The organism is Aquabacterium sp., from assembly GCF_016234775.1.
In the GTDB taxonomy this organism is placed as follows: domain Bacteria; phylum Pseudomonadota; class Gammaproteobacteria; order Burkholderiales; family Burkholderiaceae_C; genus Aquabacterium.
On record NZ_JACRAH010000053.1, the window covers coordinates 14,382 to 35,747 of the forward strand.

Consider the following 21,366-nt stretch of genomic DNA (forward strand, 5'->3'; position numbering starts at 1 on the left):
GTCCGACCATGAATGAGTTTTTTCGCTTTCCCCACACGCCGCACATCGCCTGGTTGTCCAAAGGCTCGCCGCGCGATGACAAGGTGCTGGCGCCCGATGAGATCAAGGCCTTGCTGGATCATCCCGTTGTCGTGGAAGAAAAGCTCGACGGCGCCAACATGGGCATCTCCTTCAACAGTGAAGGCGTGCTGCATGTGCAGAACCGCGGCCAATACCTCAACAAGCCTTATGGCGGCCAGTTCGCCCGCCTGGATGAATGGCTGGTGATCCGCGAAGACGCGCTGTTCGATGCCCTCGGTGATCAACTGATGCTGTTTGGCGAATGGTGCGCGGCCAAGCATTCGCTGGACTACGAAACCTTGCCCGACTGGTTCCTCGCTTTTGACGTGTATGACCGCGCCATGGGCCGCTTCTGGAGCACGCGGCGCCGCCATGAACTGGCCGAGAAGCTGCAGATCCGGCAGGTACCTCGCGTGAGCCAGGGCAAGACCACGCTCAAGGAGTTGACCGACTGGGTCGAGTCTCATCGCAGCCATTACCGCGATGGCAACCTGGAGGGCGTGGTCGTTCGCCATGAGGATGAGGATTGGCTCATCAACCGTGCCAAGCTGGTGCGGCCTGATTTCGTGCAGAGCATCGAAGAGCACTGGCGCAGCCGCGCCTTGCAGTGGAATCGCATCAGCTGGGATGCGGGCGAGCAGGCCTGAGCCCATCCACGATCAGGTTCAGTGAGGCGACCAAGGTGGCTTCGGCGTGGGTCACATCCACCTGCCATTGCGCCAGTTGCCCATCCACATGCATGCGGGCCAGACCATAGGCCAGTGCGCGCAAGGCCAGGGCGAATTCGGGCAGCGGGCCGGGAGGCAAATCCCCAGCTTCTTGCGACTGGGCGACCAGATCCAGCGTGATCTGGCGCACGGCATCGAAGTGCACGGGCAGGCTGGCCGAGCTGTCAAACTGAAACAGGTTGCGTGAGGACACCAGCTTGAACTGGGTCGGGTTGTGCAGGGCCCATTGGATGAAAGATCTGCCCAGGGTTTTCAGTCGGTCAATGGGAGCGGGTGGGGCATCCATCAGGTCGCGCTCGACGCGCAGCCTCAGCCGCACGGTGGCTTCTTCTGCTACCGCCGTCATCAAGGATTCGCGGCTTGGAAAGTGCCGAAACGGCGCGCCGGACGACACACCCAAGCGCCGTGCGACCTCCCGCACGCTGATGATGTCCTTGCCGGTTTCCTCGGCCACGGTCACGGCCATGTCGATCAGTGCCTGCCTGAGCTTGCCGTGGTGATAGGGGCGTTTGGTGGTGGGCATGAGCTTGTAGGCGACGCAATGTAAGCACTGCGTATTTTGCTTGGTGTTCTTCGAGTGCGCCACCTAGGATCGCGCCGACATGGACATATCAAGGAGCACGGTCATGAACATCTCAGGCAGGAAGGGCCCCCGCGAGGCAGGTGGTGCGCGGGGCCACAGCGGCAGGTTGGTTGGCGGGCGAGCCAGACCTTGGCTGGTCTGGCTGGTGGGCGCCATCGCCTTGAGTGTCATGGCAGTGAGCAGCCTGCTGTGGCTGCCGGGCATGGATGGTGTGCGCTGGTTGGTTCGTGCCACGGCGCGCACATCGCTCGTGTTTTTTCTGCTGGCCTATACCGCTCAGGCGGCGGTGCTGACCTGGCCAGGTGCCTGGTCAAGCTGGCAGCGCCGTTACCGCCGGCAATGGGGCTGGCTTCTGGTGACCTCGCACGGGCTGCACGCGGCGGCCATCGTCAGCCTGGCCGTGATGGCGCCGGTGTTGTTTGAGACGCTTTCGCCGCCGGCGCAGCGCATCGGGCCCGGCCTGGCCTATGTGTTCATCGCGCTGATGGGGTTGACGTCCTTTGATCGCACCGCCGCCGCGCTGGGCAAGGTCTGGTGGGCCAGGCTGCACACCTGGGGCATGCACTACATCTGGTTGAGCTTCCTGGTGGCCAATGGCAAGCGGGTGGCCGCACACCCGGAGTACGCCTTGCCAGTTTTCTTGCTGCTCGCCGCGCTCCTGTGGCGCCTGTGGTGTCAGCGCAGCAGGGCGTTCAAGGCTGAGCCAGCCAGCGCTGGGCCAGCTTGACCCACAGGGTCGCGCCCAGCGGGATCAGGTCGTCATTGAAATCGTAGCTGGGGTTGTGCAGCATGCAGGGCCCCAGGCCATGGCCTGCATCGCGGTGCGTGCCATCGCCATTGCCGATCACGAAGTAGGCGCCTGGCTGCGCCTGCAGGAAGAAGCTGAAATCTTCCGCGCCCATGGTGGGTTCGAACTCCAGCACCTTGTCGGCGCCGGCCACCTCGGTCATCACCTGGCGCGCGAAAGCCGTCTCGGCCGGGTGGTTGATGGTGGGCGGGTAATTGCGGCTGAACTCGAAATGCGCCGTGGCGCCGTAGGCCGCGCACACGTGTTGTGTCATGTCGCGCATGCGGGTTTCGATCAGGTCCAGCGTGTCGTTGGTGAAGGTGCGCACCGTGCCCTGCATCGTCACCGAGTCGGGGATCACATTGGTGGCTTCACCCGCTTCGATCATGGTCACCGAGATCACGCCCGTCTCGATGGGGCGCATGTTGCGCGTCAGGATGGTCTGGAAGGACTGCACCAGTTGGCAGGCCACCGGCACCGGGTCCACGCCCAGGTGGGGCATGGCGCCATGGCAGCCCTTGCCGCGGATGGTGATCAGGAATTCGTTGCTGGAGGCGAAGCAGGGTCCGCTCTTGATGGCGAACTCGCCCACGGCCATGCCCGGCCAGTTGTGCATGCCGAAGATGGCGTCCATCGGGAAGCGGGTGAACAGGCCGTCGCGGATCATCTCGCGCGCGCCCCCGCCGCCTTCTTCCGCCGGCTGGAACGCCACGTACACGGTGCCGTCGAAATCACGTGTGGCGGCCAGTTGCTGGGCGGCGGCCATCAGCATGGCTGTGTGACCGTCGTGCCCGCAGGCGTGCATGCGACCCTGGTGGCGGCTGGCATGCGCGAATGTGTTGTGCTCGGTCATGGGCAGGGCGTCCATGTCGGCGCGCAGGCCGACGGCCCGTTTGCCTGGCCGCCCCTTGATCACCCCCACGACGCCCGTCTTGCCCAGGCCCGTGTGCACCTCGATGCCCCAGTTGCGCAGGGTCTGCGCGATCAGGTCGGCGGTGCGCTCTTCCTGGAAGCACAGCTCCGGATGGGCATGGATGTCGCGACGCAGCGCCCTCATGGCATCAGCCTGGTCCAGCAACTCGGGCAGGACGGTCGGGGGCAGTTCAACGTGCGACACAGTCATACATTCAGGGGACTTTTCGAACAAGTTCCAGATATTACCCGGCCGAGCTTATTTATAGTGTGCAGGCGTTACGACCAATGAGGAGATTCGCCATGAGCGACGTCAAGTTTTCCCAAGCACACACCCTGGGTCTGGACAAGGCCCGCGAGCTGGCCAAGCAGTGGGCCGAAGATTCGGCCAAGAAAATGGGCCTGGATTGCAAGCACACTGAAGGTGCCGACAAGGACACCATCACCTTCGAGCGCATGGGCGTCACCGGCCTGATGACCGTCACCGGCACCAGTTTTGACCTGGACGTCAAGCTGGGCATGATGATGAAGGCCTTCAAGCCGATGATCGAATCCGAGATCGCCAAGAACCTCGGCCGCATCATCGACAAGGCTTCGGGCAAGGCCTGATAGGGGCTTGCCGCCAGCCGCCCGGTCAAGCCGGGCGGCTGGAAATGCAGACGGGCTGCATCGTGCAGCCCGCTTTGCTTTTGCCTGCGCGCCGCGATGGCGCCAGCAGCTTACTTCTTGAGCGACTCGACCAGGTCGATGTAGCCTTGCTTGGCTTCGTCCTGAGTCTTGCCCTTCAGGGCGGCCCAGGCGTCGTACTTGGCGCGGCCCACGAAATCGGTGAAGCCGGGGCGGTCGCCGGTGGCGTCGCCCACGCTGCCTTGCTTGAACAGCGAGTACATCTGCAGCAGGGTGTTGTTGTCAGGCTTGGCGGGCAGCAGCTTGGAGTCTGCCAGGGCCTTGTCGAAGCGGGCTTGAAGATCGGACATGTTTGTCTCCTGTGAAAACGCAGGCGCATGTTACTGCCCGTTTGACGAAGCTGCACCACAGTGGGCCCCCTCAAGCCAGTGCCAGAGAAACCATGGGGTCATCCAGGATTCTCTAGAATCCTTCCCCTCATGAGCGCAGTTTCATTCCAGAACGTCACCAAAACCTTCCAGTCGGGCGACCGCACCGTGCGCGCACTGCAAGGCGTCAGCTTCGACATCGAAGAAGGTGAATTTTTCGGCCTGCTGGGCCCCAATGGTGCCGGCAAGACCACGCTGATCAGCATCCTGGCGGGTCTGAGCAGGGTTTCGTCGGGCAAGGTGTCCGTTCAGGGGCACGATGTGGTGGGTGACTACGCCGCCGCCCGCAAGGCCCTGGGCGTCGTCCCGCAGGAGCTGGTGTTCGACCCCTTCTTTTCGGTGCGTGAAACCTTGCGCATCCAGAGCGCCTACTTCGGCCTGCGCCGCAACGACGACTGGATCGATGAGCTGCTGGCCAACCTGGGCCTGAGCGACAAGGCTGATGCCAACATGCGCCAGCTGTCCGGCGGCATGAAACGGCGCGTGCTGGTGGCGCAGGCCCTGGTGCACCGCCCACCCGTGATCGTGCTGGACGAGCCCACCGCTGGCGTGGACGTCGAGCTGCGCCAGACGCTGTGGCATTTCATCGCCCAGCTCAACAAGCAAGGCCACGCCGTCTTGCTGACCACGCACTACCTGGAAGAGGCCGAGGCCTTGTGCGGCCGCATCGGCATGCTCAAACAGGGGCAGCTGGTGGCGCTGGATCGCACCTCGGCATTGTTGGCAGGCACCGCCTCCACCATGTTGCGCTTCAAGACCGATCAGGCCTTGCCGCCTGAGCTGGACGCGCATGCCCGGATCACGGGCCGCATCGTGCAACTGCCCGCGCATGACGCCAACGAGATCGAGCAGATCCTGGCGCAGCTTCGCCAGGCGCGCTGCCACGTGGAAGACCTGGAGATGGGGCGGGCCGATCTGGAGGATGTCTTCCTGTCCATCATGCAAGGCCACCACGGCACGCAAGCCAAGGCGGAGGTGGCAGCATGAACTGGGTCGATGCCGTTCAGGGCGCGCGCCCGCTGTTCATCAAGGAAGTGCTGCGCTTCTGGAAGGTGAGCTTCCAGACCATTGGCGCGCCGGTACTGACCTCCGTGCTGTATCTGCTGATCTTCGGCCATGTGCTCGAAGACCACGTGCAGGTGTTCAAGGGCGTGGGCTACACCCGCTTCCTGATCCCGGGGCTGGTGATGATGAGCCTCCTGCAGAACGCTTTTGCCAACAGTTCATCGTCGCTGATCCAGAGCAAGATCACGGGCAACCTCGTGTTCGTGCTCTTGAGCCCGCTGTCGCACCGCGCCTGGTTCATCGCCTATGTGGGCGCCTCGCTGGTGCGCGGGCTGGCCGTGGGCACGGGCGTGTTCATCGTGACGGCCTGGTTTGCGCCGCCCGGCCTGGCCGAGCCATGGTGGGCGCTGATCTTTGCCGTGCTGGGCGGCGCGCTGCTGGGCTCGCTGGGCCTGATCGCCGGGCTGTGGGCCGACAAGTTCGACCAGATGGCGGCTTTCCAGAACTTCATCATCGTGCCCATGACCTTCCTGTCGGGCGTGTTCTACTCGGTGCACTCGCTGCCGGGTTTCTGGCAGGGCCTGTCGCACCTCAACCCCTTCTTCTACCTGATCGACGGCTTCCGCCGCGGCTTTTTTGGCGCGAGTGACGTCAGCCCCTGGCTCAGCCTGGGTGTGGTGGCGACTGCCACACTGGGTGTTTCCGCCTTGGCGCTGCATCTTTTGAAGACCGGGTACAAAATCCGTTCCTGATCTCCCTTCTTTGCCCTTTTCAGAGTCCACCATGGCCAATCCCACGTCCGAACAGATCCAGCAATACATCGCCGCCGGTCTGCCCTGCGATCACCTGGAAGTGGAAGGTGATGGTCAGCACTTTTTCGCCACCATCGTGTCCGCCGAGTTCGAAGGCAAGACCCGAATTGGTCGCCACCAGCGCGTTTACCAGGCCCTGGGCGATAGAATGCGGGCTGAGATCCATGCCCTGTCCATGAAGACTTTGACGCCCGCCGAGTGGGCGACCCAGGCTCCCAAGGCCTGATTTCACAGTCTGAAGTGGCCGCAAGGCACTCAGCCAGTTTTATCCCTCTCTAATCAGGCGCGACTACCGCTTTGGCGGCAGCTTCGCGCCCTTTGTGTTTCCTCATGGACAAACTCCTGATCCGCGGCGGTCGTCGTCTGCAAGGCGAAGTGATCATTTCCGGTGCCAAGAATGCCGCCTTGCCAGACCTGTGTGCCACGCTGCTGAGCGCTGAGCCAGTCACGCTGGGCAATGTGCCGCAACTGCAGGACGTGTCCACCACACTCAAGCTGTTGGCGAACATGGGTGTCGTGGCCGAGCGCCATGCCGATGACGCCAGCACGATGACGCTGGATGCCGGCCGCGTGGACAAGCCCGAGGCACCGTATGAGCTGGTCAAGACCATGCGCGCCTCCATCCTGGTGCTGGGCCCGCTGCTGGCGCGCTTCGGCCGCGCGCGCGTGTCCTTGCCCGGCGGTTGCGCGATTGGTTCGCGCCCCGTGGACCAGCACATCAAGGGCCTGCAGGCCATGGGTGCGCAGATCACGGTCGAGCATGGCTACATCGAAGCACGCACGCCGCTGGATGCCAACGGCCAGCCCACCCGCCTCAAGGGGGCCCGCATCACGACCGACATGGTCACTGTCACGGGTACTGAGAACCTGTTGATGGCCGCCACGCTGGCCGAGGGTGAAACCATCCTCGAAAACGCCGCGCAAGAGCCTGAAATCACCGACCTGGCCAATCTGCTGATTGCCATGGGCGCGAAGATTGAAGGGCAGGGCACGCACCGCATCCGCATCCAGGGCGTGGACAAGCTCCATGGCCTGAGCGGCGCGCAAGCCCACCAGATCATCCCTGACCGCATCGAAACCGGCACCTTCCTGTGCGCCGTGGGTGCCACGGGCGGCGACGTGACCTTGCGCAAGGCCGATGCCGAGCACCTGGAGTCGGTCATCGAGAAGCTGCGTGAAGCCGGCGTGAGCATCGAATCCGGCGAAGGCTGGATCCGGGTCAAGGCCGATGCGCGCCCCAAGTCGGTGGGCTTCCGTACCCGCGAGTACCCCGCTTTCCCGACAGACATGCAAGCCCAGTTCATGGCACTCAACTGCGTGGCCGAAGGCACCGCCGTGATCCACGAGACGATCTTTGAAAACCGCTTCATGCACGTCAACGAGCTGATCCGTCTGGGCGCCAGCATCGCCGTGGACGGCCACAGCGCCGTGGTCACGGGCGTGCCCAAGCTGTCGGGCGCCACCGTGATGGCCACCGACCTGCGTGCCTCTGCCAGCCTGGTGATCGCCGGCCTGGTGGCCGAGGGCGAGACCCTGGTGGACCGCATCTACCACCTCGACCGTGGCTACGACCGCATGGAAGCCAAGCTGCGAGGCATTGGTGCCGACATTGAACGCGTCAAGGCATAAGGCGCTGCAACAACATGATCACCCTTGCACTTTCCAAAGGCCGCATCTTCGAAGAAACCTTGCCCCTGCTGGCCGCAGCCGGCATCGAGGTGACCGAGGATCCGGAAAAGACCCGCAAGCTCATCCTGCCCACCACGCGCCCTGATGTGCGCGTGGTGCTGGTGCGCGCTTCCGACGTGCCCACCTATGTGGAATACGGCGGTGCCGACATCGGCGTGGCCGGCAAGGACATCCTGATCGAGCATGGCGGCGACAACCTGTACCAGCCGCTGGACCTGAACATCGCCAAGTGCCACATGAGCGTGGCCGTGCGTGCCGACTTCGACTACGAAGCCGCCGTGAAGCAGGGCTCGCGCATCCGTGTGGCCACCAAGTACACCACCATCGCGCGTGATCACTTCGCCAACAAGGGCGTGCACGTGGACCTGATCAAGCTGTACGGCTCGATGGAGCTCGCACCGCTGACCGGCCTGGCCGATGCCATCGTCGACCTGGTCTCGACGGGCAACACGCTCAAGGCCAACAAGCTGGTCGAAGTCGAGCACATCATGAACATCAGCTCGCGTCTGGTGGTCAACCAGGCCTCGCTCAAGCTCAACCGCGAGCCCATTCGCGCGCTGATCCAGGCTTTCGAGTCCGCCATCCCGAAGAACAAATAAGCCAGCCAGAAACAAGCGCTATGGCGTTCATCGTGAATGCCCATCGCGCCAGTGCCTCAACCAAGCCTGATTTCTGAGATCCTTTCGCTCATGACAGTCCAGATCCGCCACCTCGCTACCGCTCAGCCCGATTTCGATGCCGCCTTCCAGAAGGTGCTGCATTGGTCGGCCGAGACCGACACGGCCATCGAAGACCGCGTGGGTGCCATCCTGGCCGATGTTCGCCTGCGTGGCGATGCGGCCGTGCTGGAATACACCGGCCGTTTTGACTACTTGCAAGTGGACAGCGTGGCCGCGCTGGAGCTGGGTCAGGCCGAGCTGAAGGCCGCCTTCGAGAGCCTGCCTGCCGTGCAGCGCGAAGCCCTGGAAAGCGCAGCGAAACGCGTGCGCAGCTACCACGAGCGCCAGAAGGAGGCGTGTGGCCTGAGCTGGCAATACCGCGATGAAGACGGTACCTTGCTGGGCCAGAAGGTCACCCCGCTGGACCGCGTGGGCATCTACGTGCCCGGTGGCAAGGCCGCGTACCCTTCATCCGTGCTGATGAACGCCATCCCCGCCCATGTGGCCGGCGTGCAAGAGATCATCATGGTCGTGCCCACGCCACGCGGTGAGAAGAACCCGCTGGTGCTGGCCGCAGCCTATGTGGCCGGCGTGAGCCGCGCCTTCACCATCGGTGGCGCACAGGCCGTGGCCGCACTGGCCTATGGCACGGCCACCGTGCCCAAGGTTGACAAGATCACCGGCCCTGGCAATGCCTATGTGGCCAGCGCCAAGAAGCACGTGTTCGGCCAGGTCGGCATCGACATGATCGCCGGCCCCAGCGAAATCCTGGTGCTGGCCGATGGCTCCACGCCACCTGACTGGGTTGCGATGGACCTGTTCAGCCAGGCCGAGCATGATGAACTCGCGCAAAGCATCCTGCTGTGCCCGGACGCCGGCTACATCGCCAAGGTGCAGGCCGAGATCGACCGCCTGCTGCCCACCATGCCCCGCGCCGACATCATCCGCGCTTCGCTGGAAGGCCGTGGCGCGCTGATCCACACGCGCAGCATGGAAGAGGCCTGCGAGATCTCCAACCGCATCGCGCCCGAGCACCTTGAAGTCAGCAGCAACGACCCGCACAAGTGGGAGCCGCTGCTCAAGCACGCCGGCGCCATCTTCCTGGGCGCCTATACCTCCGAATCGCTGGGCGACTACTGCGCCGGCCCCAACCACGTGCTGCCGACCTCCGGCACGGCCCGTTTCTCGTCGCCGCTGGGCGTCTACGACTTCCAGAAGCGCTCCAGCCTGATCGAGGTGAGCGAAGCCGGCGCACAAGTGCTGGGCAAGACGGCCGCGGTGCTGGCTTATGGCGAAGGCCTGCAGGCCCACGCCCAGGCTGCCGAATTCCGGTTGAATAGCCGCCTGAAGAAATAAGCCATGAGCCTGCTCGACGTATTTCGCCCTGATGTCCGCGCCATGCACGCTTACGTGGTGCAGGACGCCGCCGGCTACATCAAGCTCGACGCGATGGAGAACCCCTTCACGCTGCCGCCCGACCTGCAGGTGAAGCTGGGGGAGCGCTTGGGGCCGGTGGCCATGAACCGCTACCCCGGTGTGCGCGTCAATGACCTGCATGCCGCCTTGCGTGCCTACGCCCACGTGCCCGCCGATCACGGACTGGTGCTGGGCAATGGTTCCGATGAGCTGATTTCGCTGCTGTCGGTGGCCTGTGCCCAGCCGGGTGCCGTGGCCCTGGCGCCTCTGCCGGGCTTCGTCATGTACGAGGCCTTTGCCAAGCAAAGCGGCATGCAGTTCGTCGGCGTGCCTTTGACGCCCGATTTCGAGCTGGATGGCCCCGCCATGCTGGCTGCCATCCGCGCCCACAAGCCCGCGCTGACCTACATCGCCTACCCCAACAACCCCACGGCCAACCTGTGGGACGACGCGGTGATCGAGCAGATCATCGACGCCGTGGGCGCCAACGGCCAGGGGCTGGTCATCATCGACGAGGCCTACCAGCCATTCGCCAGCAAGAGCTACCTCGATCGCCTGACGAAGCACCCGCACGTGCTGCTGATGCGCACCCTGTCCAAATTTGGCCTGGCCGGCATCCGCCTGGGTTACATGATGGGCCGAAAGGACCTGATCGAGCAGGTCGAAAAAGTGCGTCCGCCCTACAACATCAGCGTGCTGAATGTGGAGGCGGCGCTGTTCGCCCTGGAGCACGCCGACGAGTTCGCCCGTCAGGCCGAGCTCATCAAGGCCGAACGCGCGCGCCTGCTGTCGGCACTGGCTGACATGCCCGGCGCCAAGGCTTACCCCAGCCAGGCCAACATGATTCTGGTGCGCGTGAACGACGCGGCTGCCACCTTTAACGCCCTTAAAGCTAGGGGCATCCTGATCAAAAATGTGGCGGGCCTGCATGGTTTGCTGGCAAACTGTATCCGCTTGACCGTCGGGAAACCCTCGGAAAATGACGCGCTCATCGCGGCATTGACCGAACTCCTGCGCGAACCCCTGAATTCCAACCCCGCATGAACGCTCCTGACATGGTTGCCCAAGCTGGCGCCGACCGCGTGGCCGAGGTCACCCGCAACACCGCTGAAACCCAGATCACCGTCCGCGTCAATCTGGACGGCACCGGCGCGGCCAAGCTGCACACCGGCATCGGTTTCTTCGACCACATGCTCGACCAGATCGCACGCCACGGCCTGATCGATCTGGACATCCACGCTGTGGGCGATCTGCACATCGACGGCCACCACACGGTGGAAGACGTCGGCATCACCTTGGGCCAGGCTTTTGCCAAGGCCGTGGGCGACAAGAAGGGCATCCGCCGCTACGGCCATGCCTACGTCCCGCTGGACGAGGCTCTGTCACGCGTGGTGATCGATTTCTCCGGCCGTCCTGGCCTGCACATTGACATCCCCTTCACGGCCGGCAGCATTGGCGGCTTCGACACCCAGTTGACCTACGAGTTCTTCCAGGGCTTCGTCAACCACGCGGGCGTCACACTGCACATCGACAACCTGAAGGGCGTCAACGCGCACCATCAGGCCGAGACCGTGTTCAAGGCCTTTGCCCGTGCGCTGCGTGGCGCGCTGGAGCGCGACCCCCGCATGGCGGGTGTGATCCCGTCCACCAAGGGCTCGCTGTGAACCGCCTTGCTGATTTCGCCTCTTTGTTCCTTGTGATGCTGCCCCGTTGACTCCATGAGCCAGATGACATCGACAGTGGCCGTGATTGACTACGGCATGGGTAACCTGCGTTCTGTCTCGCAGGCGGTTGAACACGCAGCCAAGGATCTGAACCTCAAGGTCGTGGTGACCAATGACCCGGACGTGGTGCACGCTGCCGAGCGCGTGGTGCTGCCAGGGCAGGGCGCCATGCGCGATTGCATGCGCGAACTGCGCGGTGCCCATGGCGGTGGCCTGCTGGGCGCCGTGCTGGATGCCGCCGCCAACAAGCCCCTGATGGGTGTGTGCGTGGGCATGCAGATGCTGCTGGATCACTCCGAAGAACAGGACACACCTGGCCTGGGCCTGTTGCCTGGCAGGGTGATCAAGTTCCGCCTTGACGGCATGAAGCAACCCGACGGCAGCCGCTACAAGGTGCCCCAGATGGGCTGGAACCGCGTGCACCAACCCCGCCATGAAGGCGTCTGGGGTGGGCAGCCGCATCCGGTCTGGGCGGGAATTCCTGACGACAGCTACTTCTACTTCGTCCACAGCTACCATGCAGTTGTGGATAATCCCCAACACAGCGCAGGCGAGACCGAGTACGGTGTCCGCTTTACCTGCGCCGTTGCCCGGGATAACATTTTCGCCACCCAGTTCCACCCCGAGAAGAGCGCCGAACATGGGCTGGCCCTGTACCGCAATTTCCTGCTCTGGAAGCCTTGATCAAGTGCTTCCAGGGTTTTCTGACGATTTCTCCACCCAACCCGCACCACAGCCATGCTGCTGATCCCTGCGATTGACCTGAAAGACGGCAAATGCGTGCGCCTTAAGCAAGGCGACATGAATGACTCCACCACCTTCGGCGAGGACCCGGCCGCGATGGCCCGGCGCTGGCTGGATGCCGGCGCAAGGCGTCTGCACCTGGTGGACCTCAATGGAGCCTTTGCCGGCAAACCCGTCAACGAAGCGGCCATCAAGGCCATCATCAAAGAAGTCGGCAGCGAGATCCCGGTGCAACTGGGTGGCGGCATCCGTGACCTCGACACCATCGAGCGCTATCTGGACGACGGCCTGAGCTACGTCATCATCGGCACGGCTGCGGTCAAGAACCCCGGCTTCCTGCGTGATGCTTGCACCGCCTTTGGTGGTCACATCATCGTGGGCCTGGACGCCAAGGACGGCAAGGTGGCCACCGATGGCTGGAGCAAGCTCTCCGGTCACGAAGTGATCGACCTGGCCAAGAAGTTCGAAGATTACGGCGTTGAAGGCGTGATCTACACCGACATCGGCCGTGACGGCATGCTCTCGGGCATCAACATCGAAGCCACCGTCAAGCTGGCGCAGGCGCTGACCGTGCCCGTGATCGCTTCGGGCGGCCTGTCGAACATCAAGAACATTGAAGAGCTGTGCGCCGTCGAACCTGAAGGCGTGGAAGGCGTGATCTGTGGTCGTGCCATCTACACGGGTGACCTTGATTTCGCCGCGGCTCAAAAGCGTGCCGACGAACTCAATGGCAAAGGCTGATCGAGCAAAGGCCTCCCAGTGCTAGCCAAACGCATCATTCCCTGCCTGGACGTCACCGGCGGGCGCGTCGTCAAGGGCGTCAACTTCGTCGAGTTGCGTGACGCCGGCGATCCGGTTGAAATCGCGGCGCGTTACAACGAGCAAGGCGCCGACGAGCTCACCTTCCTGGACATCACCGCCACCAGCGATGGTCGCGACATGATCCTGCACATCATCGAAGCCGTGGCTTCGCAGGTCTTCATCCCGCTGACGGTGGGTGGTGGCGTGCGCACGGTGGATGACGTGCGCCGCCTGCTCAATGCCGGCGCGGACAAGGTCAGCTTCAACTCCGCCGCCTTGGCCAACCCGCCGGTGATCCGTGATGCCTCGGACAAATACGGTTCGCAGTGCATTGTGGTGGCCATTGATGCCAAGCGTCGCCAAGGTGATGACCTGGCCGCACGTGGGCCGGGCTGGGACGTCTACAGCCATGGCGGCCGCAAGAACGTGGGCCTGGATGCCGTGGCCTGGGCCAGGCAGATGGCCGAGCATGGCGCCGGCGAGATCCTGCTGACCAGCATGGACCGTGATGGCACCAAGTCGGGCTTCGATCTGGAACTGACCCGTGCCGTGAGCGATGCCGTGGGCGTGCCCGTGATCGCCTCAGGTGGCGTGGGCAACCTCGATCACCTGGCCGATGGCGTGCAGCAGGGCAGGGCGGATGCCGTGCTGGCTGCCAGCATCTTCCATTACGGTGAGTACACCGTGGCGCAAGCCAAGGCCCTGATGGCGCAGCGGGGCATTCCCGTTCGCATCTGAAGCCAGCGCATCCCCGTTCAAGCCCGGTGCACAAGGCATCTGGCGAGAGACCCTCAAAGGCCGCATCTTGCGGCCTTTTCTTTTGGCGTGAACGACATCACATCTCTGCCAACATGGGTTTGAGTCCTGGCACCATGACGCCGACATATCAGGCGTAATGTGTGTCTCGGGAATACATCTTCGTCAGGAGTGACTCATGCCCCAAACCCATCGCTTCAAGCCGCTGCCACTGTCGTCCATGACGCACGCGCCGGAGTTGCCCAAGGTGCAGCGCCTGGCCCAGCCGCATGATGCGGCGCTGAGTCTGCTGACCGATCTGCACCACAGTGCCTGCGTCGTGGCACATCAACAGGATGGTCTGGATCAGACCATGCACCTGATGATGCGTGCGGGTGTGCGCATGGTGTTCGTGTCCGGCGTCCATGGCGAGCTGGTCGGTATGGTCACGGCGGAGGACATCCAGGGCGAACGCCCCGTGCTGCGCGCATCCAGCCAACTGGTGCCGCACAGTGAATTGACCGTGGCCGATGTCATGGTGCCCGTGACCCAATGGGATACGGTGGACTTGGCCAGCGTGCGCACCGCCCGCCTGGGCGATGTGGCCGAGACCATGCACGAACACGGCCTGCGCTATCTGCTGGTGACACAGCACAAGCAAGGCAAGACCATGCTGCGCGGCATGTTCTCTGCCCGCCGCCTGGAGATGGCCATGAACACCACCATCGAGCCGGATCTGCACTCACGCAGTTTTGCCGAGCTGGAGATGGTGCTGGCGCACTGAGGGCCCGCGAGCCGGCCTCATGCCTGGCCCGATGTGGCTGGCAGCCAGAGTTCGAAGCAAGCCCCTTCGCCGGGTTTGTTGATGACCTTGACCTGCCCGCCATGGCGCCGCGCCACGGTGTCGATGAAGACCAGCCCCAGTCCGATGCCGGCGGCCAGCTTGGAAGGGCGCCCCTGTTCAACGCGTTCATAGCGTTTGAACAGCCGTCCCAGTTCCGACTCCGGGATGCCAGGGCCTTGGTCGCGCACGGCAATCACATGCCAGTCATGATCTTGCGTGACAGCCACCGAGATTTGCCCGCCCTTGGGGCTGAACTTGATGGCATTGCTCAGCAGGTTGATCAAGGCGCGGTGAACCAGGTACTCGTCAAACGACGAGGGTTGTTCACGGCCGGGTGGCCAGTTGCCCGACAAGGTGATGTCCTTGGTGCGTGCCTGCAACTGCATGTCGTTCAGGCAGTCCTGCGCCAGTTTGATCAGGTCACCCTGGGCAGGTGAGATGGCACGTGTCTCAGCCCGCATCACCTGCAGCAGCTCTTCACACAACTCCAGTGTGTGGCGGGCCATGGCTTCCACATGCTTGAGCGTTTCCTCCTGCGACATGTGGCCGCCAATCCGATGCAGGTCCACCAGCGAGATCAGCGATGCCTGTGGTGAGCGGATGTCGTGCGCGATGAAGCCCAGGAGCTCTGCACGCTGCAGTTCGGCCTCCTGCAAGGCGGTGACGTCGGTGGCGCACACGATGGCGCCGCTGTCAGGTGTTGCATCATCGGTTGCCACCATGGCCACCAGATACTGCTTGCCGCGCGGGTGTACGGCTTCCGTGCTCAAGGCCTGGTGCCCCTGACGCGCCTTGTCCAGCAGCATGTCCCAGGTCGGTGCTTCGGTGGGCGTCATGGGCGACAGCACTTCGCCCAGGCGTCGGCCGATCAGCGCGGACGGATGGCTGAAGCCGGCCATCGCGCAGGCTTGCTGATTGGCCTGGGTCACCACGTGCCGCGCATCCACGACAAAAACGGCGTCAGGCAGCGTGCCCAGTGTGTGTGCCAGCAGTTGCCGCGCTTGCCTCAGTTGTGCGCCAGCCCGGCTGATGGCATCCGTGCGCCGTTGCATGAAGTCCGCGCCAGGTCGATCATCAGCCCCAGGCAGGGCAGAGCGCACATCGGGTTCGCTGGCCATCGCCTGCAACTCAGCTTCCAGGTCGCGTGCGGTGGCCTCCAGCTTGCGCCAGCTCCATACCGGATAGCTCAACAGTGCCCCCAGGGCCAGCCCGAATGGCGGCCACCAGATGCCCCATGCCATCAGGCCCCACGAGACCAGCACGGCGCCTGCTGCTAGGCTGGCGCTGGCGATCAGGGCCTGGCGTGGTGCGGCATGCCGGAAGTACCACAACAGGCCGAGCACCAGCAGGGCAGACAGTGGGGCGACTGCTGCGGCTGGCAGGACCTTGATGCGTTGTCCTTGTCGCAGGGCGTCCAGCAACTGGGCAATGACTTCCACGCCCGCCATGCCTTCGCCCAGTTGGGACACAGGCGTCTGGAAGGTCTCGCCCAAGCCGAGCGCGGTCACACCGATCAGCACATGGCGTTGGCGGAAGGTCTCGGGCGAGACCTCGCCTCGCAACACCGCGGCATATGACACATGGGCAATGCGGCCGGGGGCGCCCAGAAACGGAATGGCCATGGCCTGATCTCGGTGCCAGTAGGGCGAGGTCGAAGGCGAGTCCTGTGCGGCTTGCCTGGGGATGTCGGTCGGCCATTCGCCAGCTACTTGCAGCATCGCCAGCGCAGGATGAGGGTAGCGGTTGGCCTGGCTGCCCGCCCACAGATAGGCCCAGCGCACGGTGCCGTCCACGTCCATGGCGGCGTCGGCGTGGGCCAGCGTGGTGCCTTCCTGAAACATCGGCAGAGGGCGCAATTCATGACCATGCCCCACGCCATCCAGCGCATGGCTGACAGGCAGCACCACCTTGCCGGATTCACGCATGGCCTGTGCCAGCACGCTGTCTTGCTGTGGGTCAGCATCGGACTCGCTCAGCAGCAGGTCGAGCATCACCGATTTCGGCCCAGCCTGTTGAATTTGCTTCAAGGCCTGCGCATGAACGGCTCGCTTCCAGGGCCACCGGCCAATTGCCTGCAGGCTGGCATCGTCAATGGCGACGATCACGATGTCCTTCGCGGGCGCCCGCAGCCAGGTGCTCTGTGCTGCGTCATAGACAGCCTGATCGAGATGCCAGGTCCAGTGCCACCAACAGGCAGCGCTTGTCAGCATCATCAGGCAAAGGCTGACCAGCCACCATTCACGTTGCTGACGAGTGGTGCGCGGTTCGGACGTCATGGTTGCGTGGTGATGAAGCGTTCACGGCCGCGCACGCATGTGCCATGGCCACTGCGCACGCAACTGGGCAGCAGCACCAGTTGGGGTGAGGTGTAGGGGCCCACGAAACCGTCGGGATCAATGGCCCGGTATCGCACGTACAGACGCCCGCCTTCGGCTGGCCTGGGCAAGCTCACCTCCGGCGAATCCGACGAGACAGCCTTGATCAGGTCAGCGAAACCGTCGTCTCGGGCCATCTGGAACTCGAATCGTTGGCCAGGTTCGGCCTGCAGGGTGAACTGCAGTGCATCCGGCGTGAGTTTCGGTGGGGGTGGTTGAGCGGGCGGCTCGCGCATCATCAGGGCCTGGGCGTCGCCCCATGGGCCCGGATCAAGGGCGCCTGTGCTGGTCGACGCCGTCGTGGCGATGCGCCAGAAGTAGTCGCCGGCAGGCAGTGGTGCGATCAACTGTGTGTCGCGGATATCGGCGTGCTCCACCACGAGTTGCTTGAAGTCTGCGTCGCGCGCGATTTGCAGGCGGTAGCGTGTGGCCTGCGGGTGGCTGGTCCAGTTCAGCGTGGCTTCGCGGGCTCGCAGCTTGGCCTGGTGGCCGGGCGCGGTCGGAATGGGGGGCTCCGGCCTGGCCTTGAGCTGGAAGGTGGCCTGGGCGTCCTGACCCTCCAGGCCCTGGGCATTGGCCACGCGCATGCGCAGGAAGTAAACGCCATCAGGCAGCTCGCTGACCCTGAATCGAGGTTGCGTGTCAGTCTGCTCGGCGCGCACGCGGCGGAAGTCGACATCCTCGGCAATCTGAAGGCGGTAGCTGGCCGCACCGGGTGCGGTGGGCAGCTCCATGCGCAGCAGCGGGCGCTCGAACAAGGCAGGCAAGGGCGTGAGGTCTGGCGCAGAGGGCAAGGGCACGGGTGGCGCAACCTGGCTGCCGCCAACTGCCACCGTGCCCTGCCCGGCACCGAGCAGGGCGGCCTGCTTGCCACTGGACACGGCCACCGTGCCGGTCAAGGTCTCGCCCAAGGTACGGCGGGCGTCGGTGGCCACGCGGAAGGTCGTGCCACGCACGCCGAGCACCGCCTGCGGCGTCTTGATCTGATAGCGGGGCTGGCCACCGGTCAGGTGGGTAACCAGTGACTCGACGCGCCCGCGCAGAACCGACCAGACCGAGGCGTAAAAGCCTGCCTCCTCGTAATGCTGTGAGCTGTCCAGCCGGGCCTGGGTGTCGGCCTGGATCTTGAGGATGGAGCCATCGGCGAGCTGCACCGTCACATAGCCGGTCGGGCTGGTGCGCAAGGTCATGCCAGGGGGCACCGCGTCGCCTTTCCTGACTTCTTGGGGGGAAGAAGCCAATCCGGCCTTGGCGTCTGGCTGGGCCGTGGCCTGGCCGACCACCTCCAGCACCACGCCAGGCCTGGGGGTGGCTTTCAACTGATCAACGGGGATGCACAGCGCCGTACCGATCGGGATGCGCCGCGGATTGGGGACATGGTTGGCGCGTGCCAGCACCTGCCAGTGTTGCGGCTGCGCCAGATAGCGCTGGCTCAAGGCGATGAGTGTGTCGCCAGCCACCGCCGTGTGCGTGTGGCAGGAGGCTGTGCCAGCTACGACGAGATCAGGACAGCATGTCAGTGATGCTGCGCACATCCAGACACCTGCCCAGGCTGTTCGATGCGCGAGCAGCATGGCGACAACTTCCCGGGTTTGTTTGATTCGCCGAGAGCTTACGCGATGCCTGTGACAGCGGCAATGAGGTCAAACAGGCTCAGGCGGGATTGTCGATATCCACAAACGCATGTTCCACACCCAGATTGATTTCCAGGTGGCGACCAAGCGCCTGCACGCCATAGCGCTCGCTGGCGTGGTGGCCGCAAGCCAGGAAGGCCACGCCGGTTTCCCGGGCGTAATGGGCCTGGGGTTCTGAAATCTCGCCGGTGAGGAACACGTCTACACCTGCGGCAATGGCGCCTTCAAAATAGCCTTGCGCGCCGCCGCTGCACCAGGCCGCGCGCTTCAAGGGGCGCCCGTCTCCTGGCACCACAACCGGCGCCCGACCCAGTTTGCGGGTCACCAGTTCGCTCAAACGGTGCAAATCCAGTCCATCGGGCACCGAACCGATGAAGCCCAGGTCCTGATCGCCAAAGCGCGCATCGGCCACCAGGCCCAACTGCAGCCCCCACTGGGCGTTGTTGCCCAGTGTGGCATGGGCATCCAGGGGCAGGTGATAGGCGAAGAGGTTGATGTCGTGCCTGATCAACTGGGCCAGGCGCTGCTTCATCCAGCCGGTGACCCGGCCGTCCTGCCCGCGCCAGAACAGACCGTGGTGCACGACGATGGCATCCGCGCCTTCTGCAATGGCCGCATTGATCAGAGCCAGGCTGGCCGTCACACCCGTCACCACCTTGTGAATCTCGCGCTTGCCCTCAACTTGCAGACCGTTCGGCCCATAATCCTTGAATCGGTCGGCCTCCAGCAGTTGTTGCAGATGGTCTTGCAAGGCGTCTCGTTCGATCATGGCGGGCCCTTTTGGCTAACGTTATTCATGGTTCCTGGCATTCATGCGTAAAACCTGGCTGATTTTCTCGCAGACCGTGACCGTATCGGTCGCCGTGCTGTTTGTGGTGTCGACATTCAAACCACAGTGGATCCAGGCGGTGTCCTGGCGGCAAGTCCTGCCCGGCGCGACGGTGGCCGTGGCGCCTGCTGTGCCGGCAGCGCCGTCCAAAGGGCAGGGCATGCCTGCGTTGGGCTTCCGGGAGGCCGCCCAACGTGCCGCGCCCACGGTCGTCAGCGTGGTGACCAGCAATTCCGCTGCGCGCAATCCGCGTCGCAACGACCCCTGGTTCCGCTACTTTTTCGGTGATCAGGAAGGACAGCCGCAATCCGGTGTGGGCTCCGGCGTGATCGTGTCGCCTGAAGGCTATGTTCTGACCAACAACCACGTGGTCGACCGCATGGACGACATCGAGGTCATGCTCACCGACGGGCGCAAGGCTTCTGCCAAGGTCATCGGCACGGATCCGGACACCGATCTGGCCGTGCTTAAGGTGGATCTGGATCGCCTGCCGGCCATCACCTTGGGGGATTCGGATGTCATTCAGGTGGGCGATGCCGTGCTGGCCATTGGCAACCCGTTTGGCGTCGGGCAGACCGTGACGGCCGGCATCGTCAGTGCCCTGGGGCGCAACCAGTTGGGCATCAACACGTTCGAGAACTTCATCCAGACTGATGCCGCGATCAACCCTGGTAATTCGGGGGGCGCCCTGGTGGACACCAATGGCAATCTGGTGGGCATCAACAGCGCGATCTACTCGCGTTCCGGCGGTAGCCTGGGCATTGGTTTTGCCATCCCGGTGTCCACGGCACGTCAGGTGATGGAGAGTCTGATCAAGGAGGGGCAGGTCACGCGAGGGTGGATCGGTGTCGAGCCACGTGACCTCACTCCCGAGATGGCAGAGACGTTCAGCCTGCCGGTCAAGGACGGCGTACTGATCACAGGGGTGCTGCACAACGGTCCTGCTGCCCAGGGCGGCGTGCGTCCGGGTGATGTGGTCGTGGCGGTGGCAGGTGCCAAGGTGGCCAACACGGCTCAGTTGCTGGCCACTGTGGCCGCGCTCAAGCCGGGTTCGCCCGCCGTGGTGAAGGTTCAGCGCGGCGGAGAAGTGCTCACGCTCAACGTCGTGGTGGCCAAGCGCCCCAGAACACCGGTTCAGCAGCGCAACCCGGACGATCAGTAAGTCCCGGTCATCAGGGAAATCAGGAGGACGCTGCGGCGTCCTCGCTTTCTTCGGGCGCCTTCGTGTGCTTGACGAAGAGCTGGGCAGCCCAGATGCCGACTTCATACAGCAGGCACATCGGAATGGCCAGCGACAGTTGCGACACCACATCCGGTGGCGTGATCACGGCGGCGATGACGAAGGCGATCACGATGAAGTAGCTGCGGAATTCCTTGAACTTGTCTACTGACACGATGCCCATGCGCGCCAGGATGACGAGTACCACAGGCACCTCAAAAGCAGCGCCGAATGCCAGGAACATGTTGAGCACGAAACTCAGATAGGCCTCGATGTCAGGCGCTGCGGTGATGCTCTTGGGTGCAAAGCTCTGGATGAAGGTGAAGACCTGGCCGAACACGAAGAAGTAGCAAAAGGCTACGCCGCCAAAGAAAAGCAAGGTGCTGGAAACGATCAAGGGCAACACCAGGCGTTTTTCATGTGCGTACAGACCTGGTGCGACAAAAGCCCAGACCTGGTAGAGCACCACGGGCAGTGCCAGCATGAAGGCGGCCAGCATGGTCACCTTGATCGGCACCATGAACGGAGAGATCGGATTGGTGGCGATCAGCGTGGCGCCCTTGGGAAGATGCTGTACCAAGGGCATGGCCAGCCAGTCATACAGCGTGGCAGGTGAGGGGTAAATGGCCAGCGCGACGAAGACCACCCCGATGGCGATGGCCACCTTGATCAGTCGGTCTCGCAGTTCGATCAGGTGGGACACGAATGGCTGTTCGCTGCCATCGAGCTCGTCTGGTTTGTTGGAATCGCTCACT

The 21,366-nt window shown here is 63.8% G+C and carries 23 protein-coding genes; 16 read left to right on the forward strand and 7 right to left on the reverse strand.

The window, feature by feature from the left end:
- The first annotated feature begins 8 nt into the window (after positions 1 to 8).
- The gene (locus HY836_RS16675) at positions 9 to 707 is read left to right on the forward strand and encodes an RNA ligase family protein (RefSeq protein ID WP_290678330.1); all 699 of its coding nucleotides are present in this window, start codon (positions 9 to 11) and stop codon (positions 705 to 707) included.
- Here HY836_RS16675 and HY836_RS16680 read toward each other — a convergent pair.
- Positions 679 to 1,311, reverse strand: a complete 633-nt coding sequence (locus tag HY836_RS16680) for a TetR/AcrR family transcriptional regulator (protein ID WP_290678332.1) — start codon at positions 1,309 to 1,311, stop codon at positions 679 to 681. The two genes, HY836_RS16675 and HY836_RS16680, sit on opposite strands and share 29 nt — an antisense overlap.
- 103 nt (positions 1,312 to 1,414) lie before the next feature.
- Here HY836_RS16680 and HY836_RS16685 point away from each other — a divergent pair, with 103 nt between their 5' ends.
- Positions 1,415 to 2,098 carry a hypothetical protein gene (locus tag HY836_RS16685; RefSeq protein WP_290678335.1) on the forward strand — a complete coding sequence of 228 codons (684 nt, stop codon included), beginning with the start codon at positions 1,415 to 1,417 and terminating at the stop codon, positions 2,096 to 2,098.
- Here the strand turns inward: HY836_RS16685 and HY836_RS16690 are convergent.
- On the reverse strand, positions 2,064 to 3,281 hold the full coding sequence (locus HY836_RS16690; protein ID WP_290678338.1) for a M20 aminoacylase family protein: 1,218 nt from the start codon (positions 3,279 to 3,281) through the stop codon (positions 2,064 to 2,066). The two genes, HY836_RS16685 and HY836_RS16690, sit on opposite strands and share 35 nt — an antisense overlap.
- Before the next feature lie 92 nt (positions 3,282 to 3,373).
- Between HY836_RS16690 and HY836_RS16695 the strand changes: the two genes are divergently transcribed.
- Entirely contained in the window at positions 3,374 to 3,679 is a 306-nt protein-coding gene (locus HY836_RS16695) for a polyhydroxyalkanoic acid system family protein (RefSeq protein WP_290678341.1), read from the forward strand.
- A gap of 110 nt (positions 3,680 to 3,789) precedes the next feature.
- Here the strand turns inward: HY836_RS16695 and HY836_RS16700 are convergent, their stop codons facing one another.
- Positions 3,790 to 4,047 carry an acyl-CoA-binding protein gene (locus tag HY836_RS16700; protein WP_290678344.1) on the reverse strand — a complete coding sequence of 86 codons (258 nt, stop codon included), beginning with the start codon at positions 4,045 to 4,047 and terminating at the stop codon, positions 3,790 to 3,792.
- A 129-nt stretch (positions 4,048 to 4,176) separates the two neighbouring features.
- Here HY836_RS16700 and HY836_RS16705 point away from each other — a divergent pair, with 129 nt between their 5' ends.
- The 12 genes from HY836_RS16705 to HY836_RS16760 all read left to right on the forward strand — a co-directional run bounded on the left by HY836_RS16705 (position 4,177) and on the right by HY836_RS16760 (position 14,494).
- Entirely contained in the window at positions 4,177 to 5,112 is a 936-nt protein-coding gene (locus tag HY836_RS16705; RefSeq protein WP_290678347.1) for an ABC transporter ATP-binding protein, read from the forward strand.
- A complete protein-coding gene (locus tag HY836_RS16710; RefSeq protein WP_290678350.1) occupies positions 5,109 to 5,882 on the forward strand; it encodes an ABC transporter permease in 774 nt (257 codons plus the stop codon). The genes HY836_RS16705 and HY836_RS16710 overlap by 4 nt, the downstream gene beginning before the upstream one ends.
- Positions 5,883 to 5,913: 31 nt before the next feature.
- Entirely contained in the window at positions 5,914 to 6,168 is a 255-nt protein-coding gene (locus HY836_RS16715; RefSeq protein WP_290678353.1) for a BolA family protein, read from the forward strand.
- 104 nt (positions 6,169 to 6,272) lie between these two features.
- Positions 6,273 to 7,571, forward strand: a complete 1,299-nt coding sequence (gene murA / locus HY836_RS16720) for a UDP-N-acetylglucosamine 1-carboxyvinyltransferase (RefSeq protein ID WP_290678356.1) — start codon at positions 6,273 to 6,275, stop codon at positions 7,569 to 7,571.
- Positions 7,572 to 7,585: 14 nt separating this feature from the next.
- The gene (hisG, locus tag HY836_RS16725) at positions 7,586 to 8,230 is read left to right on the forward strand and encodes an ATP phosphoribosyltransferase (RefSeq protein WP_290640985.1); all 645 of its coding nucleotides are present in this window, start codon (positions 7,586 to 7,588) and stop codon (positions 8,228 to 8,230) included.
- 90 nt (positions 8,231 to 8,320) lie between these two features.
- Entirely contained in the window at positions 8,321 to 9,646 is a 1,326-nt protein-coding gene (gene hisD / locus HY836_RS16730; protein ID WP_290678359.1) for a histidinol dehydrogenase, read from the forward strand.
- Positions 9,647 to 9,649: 3 nt separating this feature from the next.
- Positions 9,650 to 10,750, forward strand: a complete 1,101-nt coding sequence (gene hisC, locus HY836_RS16735; RefSeq protein ID WP_290678362.1) for a histidinol-phosphate transaminase — start codon at positions 9,650 to 9,652, stop codon at positions 10,748 to 10,750.
- Positions 10,747 to 11,370, forward strand: coding sequence for an imidazoleglycerol-phosphate dehydratase HisB (hisB, locus tag HY836_RS16740; RefSeq protein ID WP_290678365.1), 624 nt, complete (start codon positions 10,747 to 10,749; stop codon positions 11,368 to 11,370). Before hisC ends, hisB begins: the two co-directional genes overlap by 4 nt.
- Before the next feature lie 54 nt (positions 11,371 to 11,424).
- The gene (gene hisH / locus HY836_RS16745; RefSeq protein WP_290678368.1) at positions 11,425 to 12,114 is read left to right on the forward strand and encodes an imidazole glycerol phosphate synthase subunit HisH; all 690 of its coding nucleotides are present in this window, start codon (positions 11,425 to 11,427) and stop codon (positions 12,112 to 12,114) included.
- Positions 12,115 to 12,168: 54 nt separating this feature from the next.
- The gene (hisA, locus tag HY836_RS16750) at positions 12,169 to 12,915 is read left to right on the forward strand and encodes a 1-(5-phosphoribosyl)-5-[(5-phosphoribosylamino)methylideneamino]imidazole-4-carboxamide isomerase (protein ID WP_290678371.1); all 747 of its coding nucleotides are present in this window, start codon (positions 12,169 to 12,171) and stop codon (positions 12,913 to 12,915) included.
- An 18-nt stretch (positions 12,916 to 12,933) separates the two neighbouring features.
- Positions 12,934 to 13,713, forward strand: coding sequence for an imidazole glycerol phosphate synthase subunit HisF (gene hisF / locus HY836_RS16755; protein ID WP_290678375.1), 780 nt, complete (start codon positions 12,934 to 12,936; stop codon positions 13,711 to 13,713).
- Positions 13,714 to 13,909: 196 nt separating this feature from the next.
- Positions 13,910 to 14,494 carry a CBS domain-containing protein gene (locus HY836_RS16760; protein ID WP_290678378.1) on the forward strand — a complete coding sequence of 195 codons (585 nt, stop codon included), beginning with the start codon at positions 13,910 to 13,912 and terminating at the stop codon, positions 14,492 to 14,494.
- A 17-nt stretch (positions 14,495 to 14,511) separates the two neighbouring features.
- Here the strand turns inward: HY836_RS16760 and HY836_RS16765 are convergent, their stop codons facing one another.
- The 3 genes from HY836_RS16765 to HY836_RS16775 all read right to left on the reverse strand — a co-directional run bounded on the left by HY836_RS16765 (position 14,512) and on the right by HY836_RS16775 (position 19,332).
- A complete protein-coding gene (locus HY836_RS16765) occupies positions 14,512 to 16,830 on the reverse strand; it encodes a CHASE2 domain-containing protein (RefSeq protein ID WP_290678381.1) in 2,319 nt (772 codons plus the stop codon).
- A complete protein-coding gene (locus HY836_RS16770) occupies positions 16,827 to 18,503 on the reverse strand; it encodes a FecR domain-containing protein (protein WP_290678384.1) in 1,677 nt (558 codons plus the stop codon). The genes HY836_RS16765 and HY836_RS16770 overlap by 4 nt, the downstream gene beginning before the upstream one ends.
- A 79-nt stretch (positions 18,504 to 18,582) precedes the next feature.
- On the reverse strand, positions 18,583 to 19,332 hold the full coding sequence (locus tag HY836_RS16775; protein ID WP_290678386.1) for a Nif3-like dinuclear metal center hexameric protein: 750 nt from the start codon (positions 19,330 to 19,332) through the stop codon (positions 18,583 to 18,585).
- A 43-nt stretch (positions 19,333 to 19,375) separates the two neighbouring features.
- On the opposite strand from HY836_RS16775, the gene HY836_RS16780 reads away from it, so the two are divergent.
- A complete protein-coding gene (locus HY836_RS16780; protein ID WP_290678389.1) occupies positions 19,376 to 20,554 on the forward strand; it encodes a trypsin-like peptidase domain-containing protein in 1,179 nt (392 codons plus the stop codon).
- 19 nt (positions 20,555 to 20,573) lie between these two features.
- On the opposite strand, the gene tatC is transcribed toward HY836_RS16780, so the two are convergent.
- The gene (tatC, locus tag HY836_RS16785; RefSeq protein WP_290678392.1) at positions 20,574 to 21,365 is read right to left on the reverse strand and encodes a twin-arginine translocase subunit TatC; all 792 of its coding nucleotides are present in this window, start codon (positions 21,363 to 21,365) and stop codon (positions 20,574 to 20,576) included.
- Between the last annotated feature and the right edge of the window lies 1 nt (position 21,366).

Coding starts and splice junctions, on each gene's coding strand:
- HY836_RS16780 (WP_290678389.1), top strand. CDS start 19,376: ATGCGTAAAACCTGGCTGATTTTCTCGCAGACCGTGACCGTATCGGTC.
- HY836_RS16680 (WP_290678332.1), bottom strand. CDS start 1,311: ATGCCCACCACCAAACGCCCCTATCACCACGGCAAGCTCAGGCAGGCA.
- HY836_RS16710 (WP_290678350.1), top strand. CDS start 5,109: ATGAACTGGGTCGATGCCGTTCAGGGCGCGCGCCCGCTGTTCATCAAG.
- HY836_RS16765 (WP_290678381.1), bottom strand. CDS start 16,830: ATGACGTCCGAACCGCGCACCACTCGTCAGCAACGTGAATGGTGGCTG.
- HY836_RS16770 (WP_290678384.1), bottom strand. CDS start 18,503: ATGCTGCTCGCGCATCGAACAGCCTGGGCAGGTGTCTGGATGTGCGCA.
- HY836_RS16675 (WP_290678330.1), top strand. CDS start 9: ATGAATGAGTTTTTTCGCTTTCCCCACACGCCGCACATCGCCTGGTTG.
- hisA (WP_290678371.1), top strand. CDS start 12,169: ATGCTGCTGATCCCTGCGATTGACCTGAAAGACGGCAAATGCGTGCGC.
- hisC (WP_290678362.1), top strand. CDS start 9,650: ATGAGCCTGCTCGACGTATTTCGCCCTGATGTCCGCGCCATGCACGCT.
- hisB (WP_290678365.1), top strand. CDS start 10,747: ATGAACGCTCCTGACATGGTTGCCCAAGCTGGCGCCGACCGCGTGGCC.
- HY836_RS16685 (WP_290678335.1), top strand. CDS start 1,415: ATGAACATCTCAGGCAGGAAGGGCCCCCGCGAGGCAGGTGGTGCGCGG.
- HY836_RS16715 (WP_290678353.1), top strand. CDS start 5,914: ATGGCCAATCCCACGTCCGAACAGATCCAGCAATACATCGCCGCCGGT.
- HY836_RS16690 (WP_290678338.1), bottom strand. CDS start 3,281: ATGACTGTGTCGCACGTTGAACTGCCCCCGACCGTCCTGCCCGAGTTG.
- HY836_RS16695 (WP_290678341.1), top strand. CDS start 3,374: ATGAGCGACGTCAAGTTTTCCCAAGCACACACCCTGGGTCTGGACAAG.
- HY836_RS16700 (WP_290678344.1), bottom strand. CDS start 4,047: ATGTCCGATCTTCAAGCCCGCTTCGACAAGGCCCTGGCAGACTCCAAG.
- HY836_RS16705 (WP_290678347.1), top strand. CDS start 4,177: ATGAGCGCAGTTTCATTCCAGAACGTCACCAAAACCTTCCAGTCGGGC.
- murA (WP_290678356.1), top strand. CDS start 6,273: ATGGACAAACTCCTGATCCGCGGCGGTCGTCGTCTGCAAGGCGAAGTG.
- hisH (WP_290678368.1), top strand. CDS start 11,425: ATGAGCCAGATGACATCGACAGTGGCCGTGATTGACTACGGCATGGGT.
- HY836_RS16775 (WP_290678386.1), bottom strand. CDS start 19,332: ATGATCGAACGAGACGCCTTGCAAGACCATCTGCAACAACTGCTGGAG.
- hisD (WP_290678359.1), top strand. CDS start 8,321: ATGACAGTCCAGATCCGCCACCTCGCTACCGCTCAGCCCGATTTCGAT.
- hisG (WP_290640985.1), top strand. CDS start 7,586: ATGATCACCCTTGCACTTTCCAAAGGCCGCATCTTCGAAGAAACCTTG.
- HY836_RS16760 (WP_290678378.1), top strand. CDS start 13,910: ATGCCCCAAACCCATCGCTTCAAGCCGCTGCCACTGTCGTCCATGACG.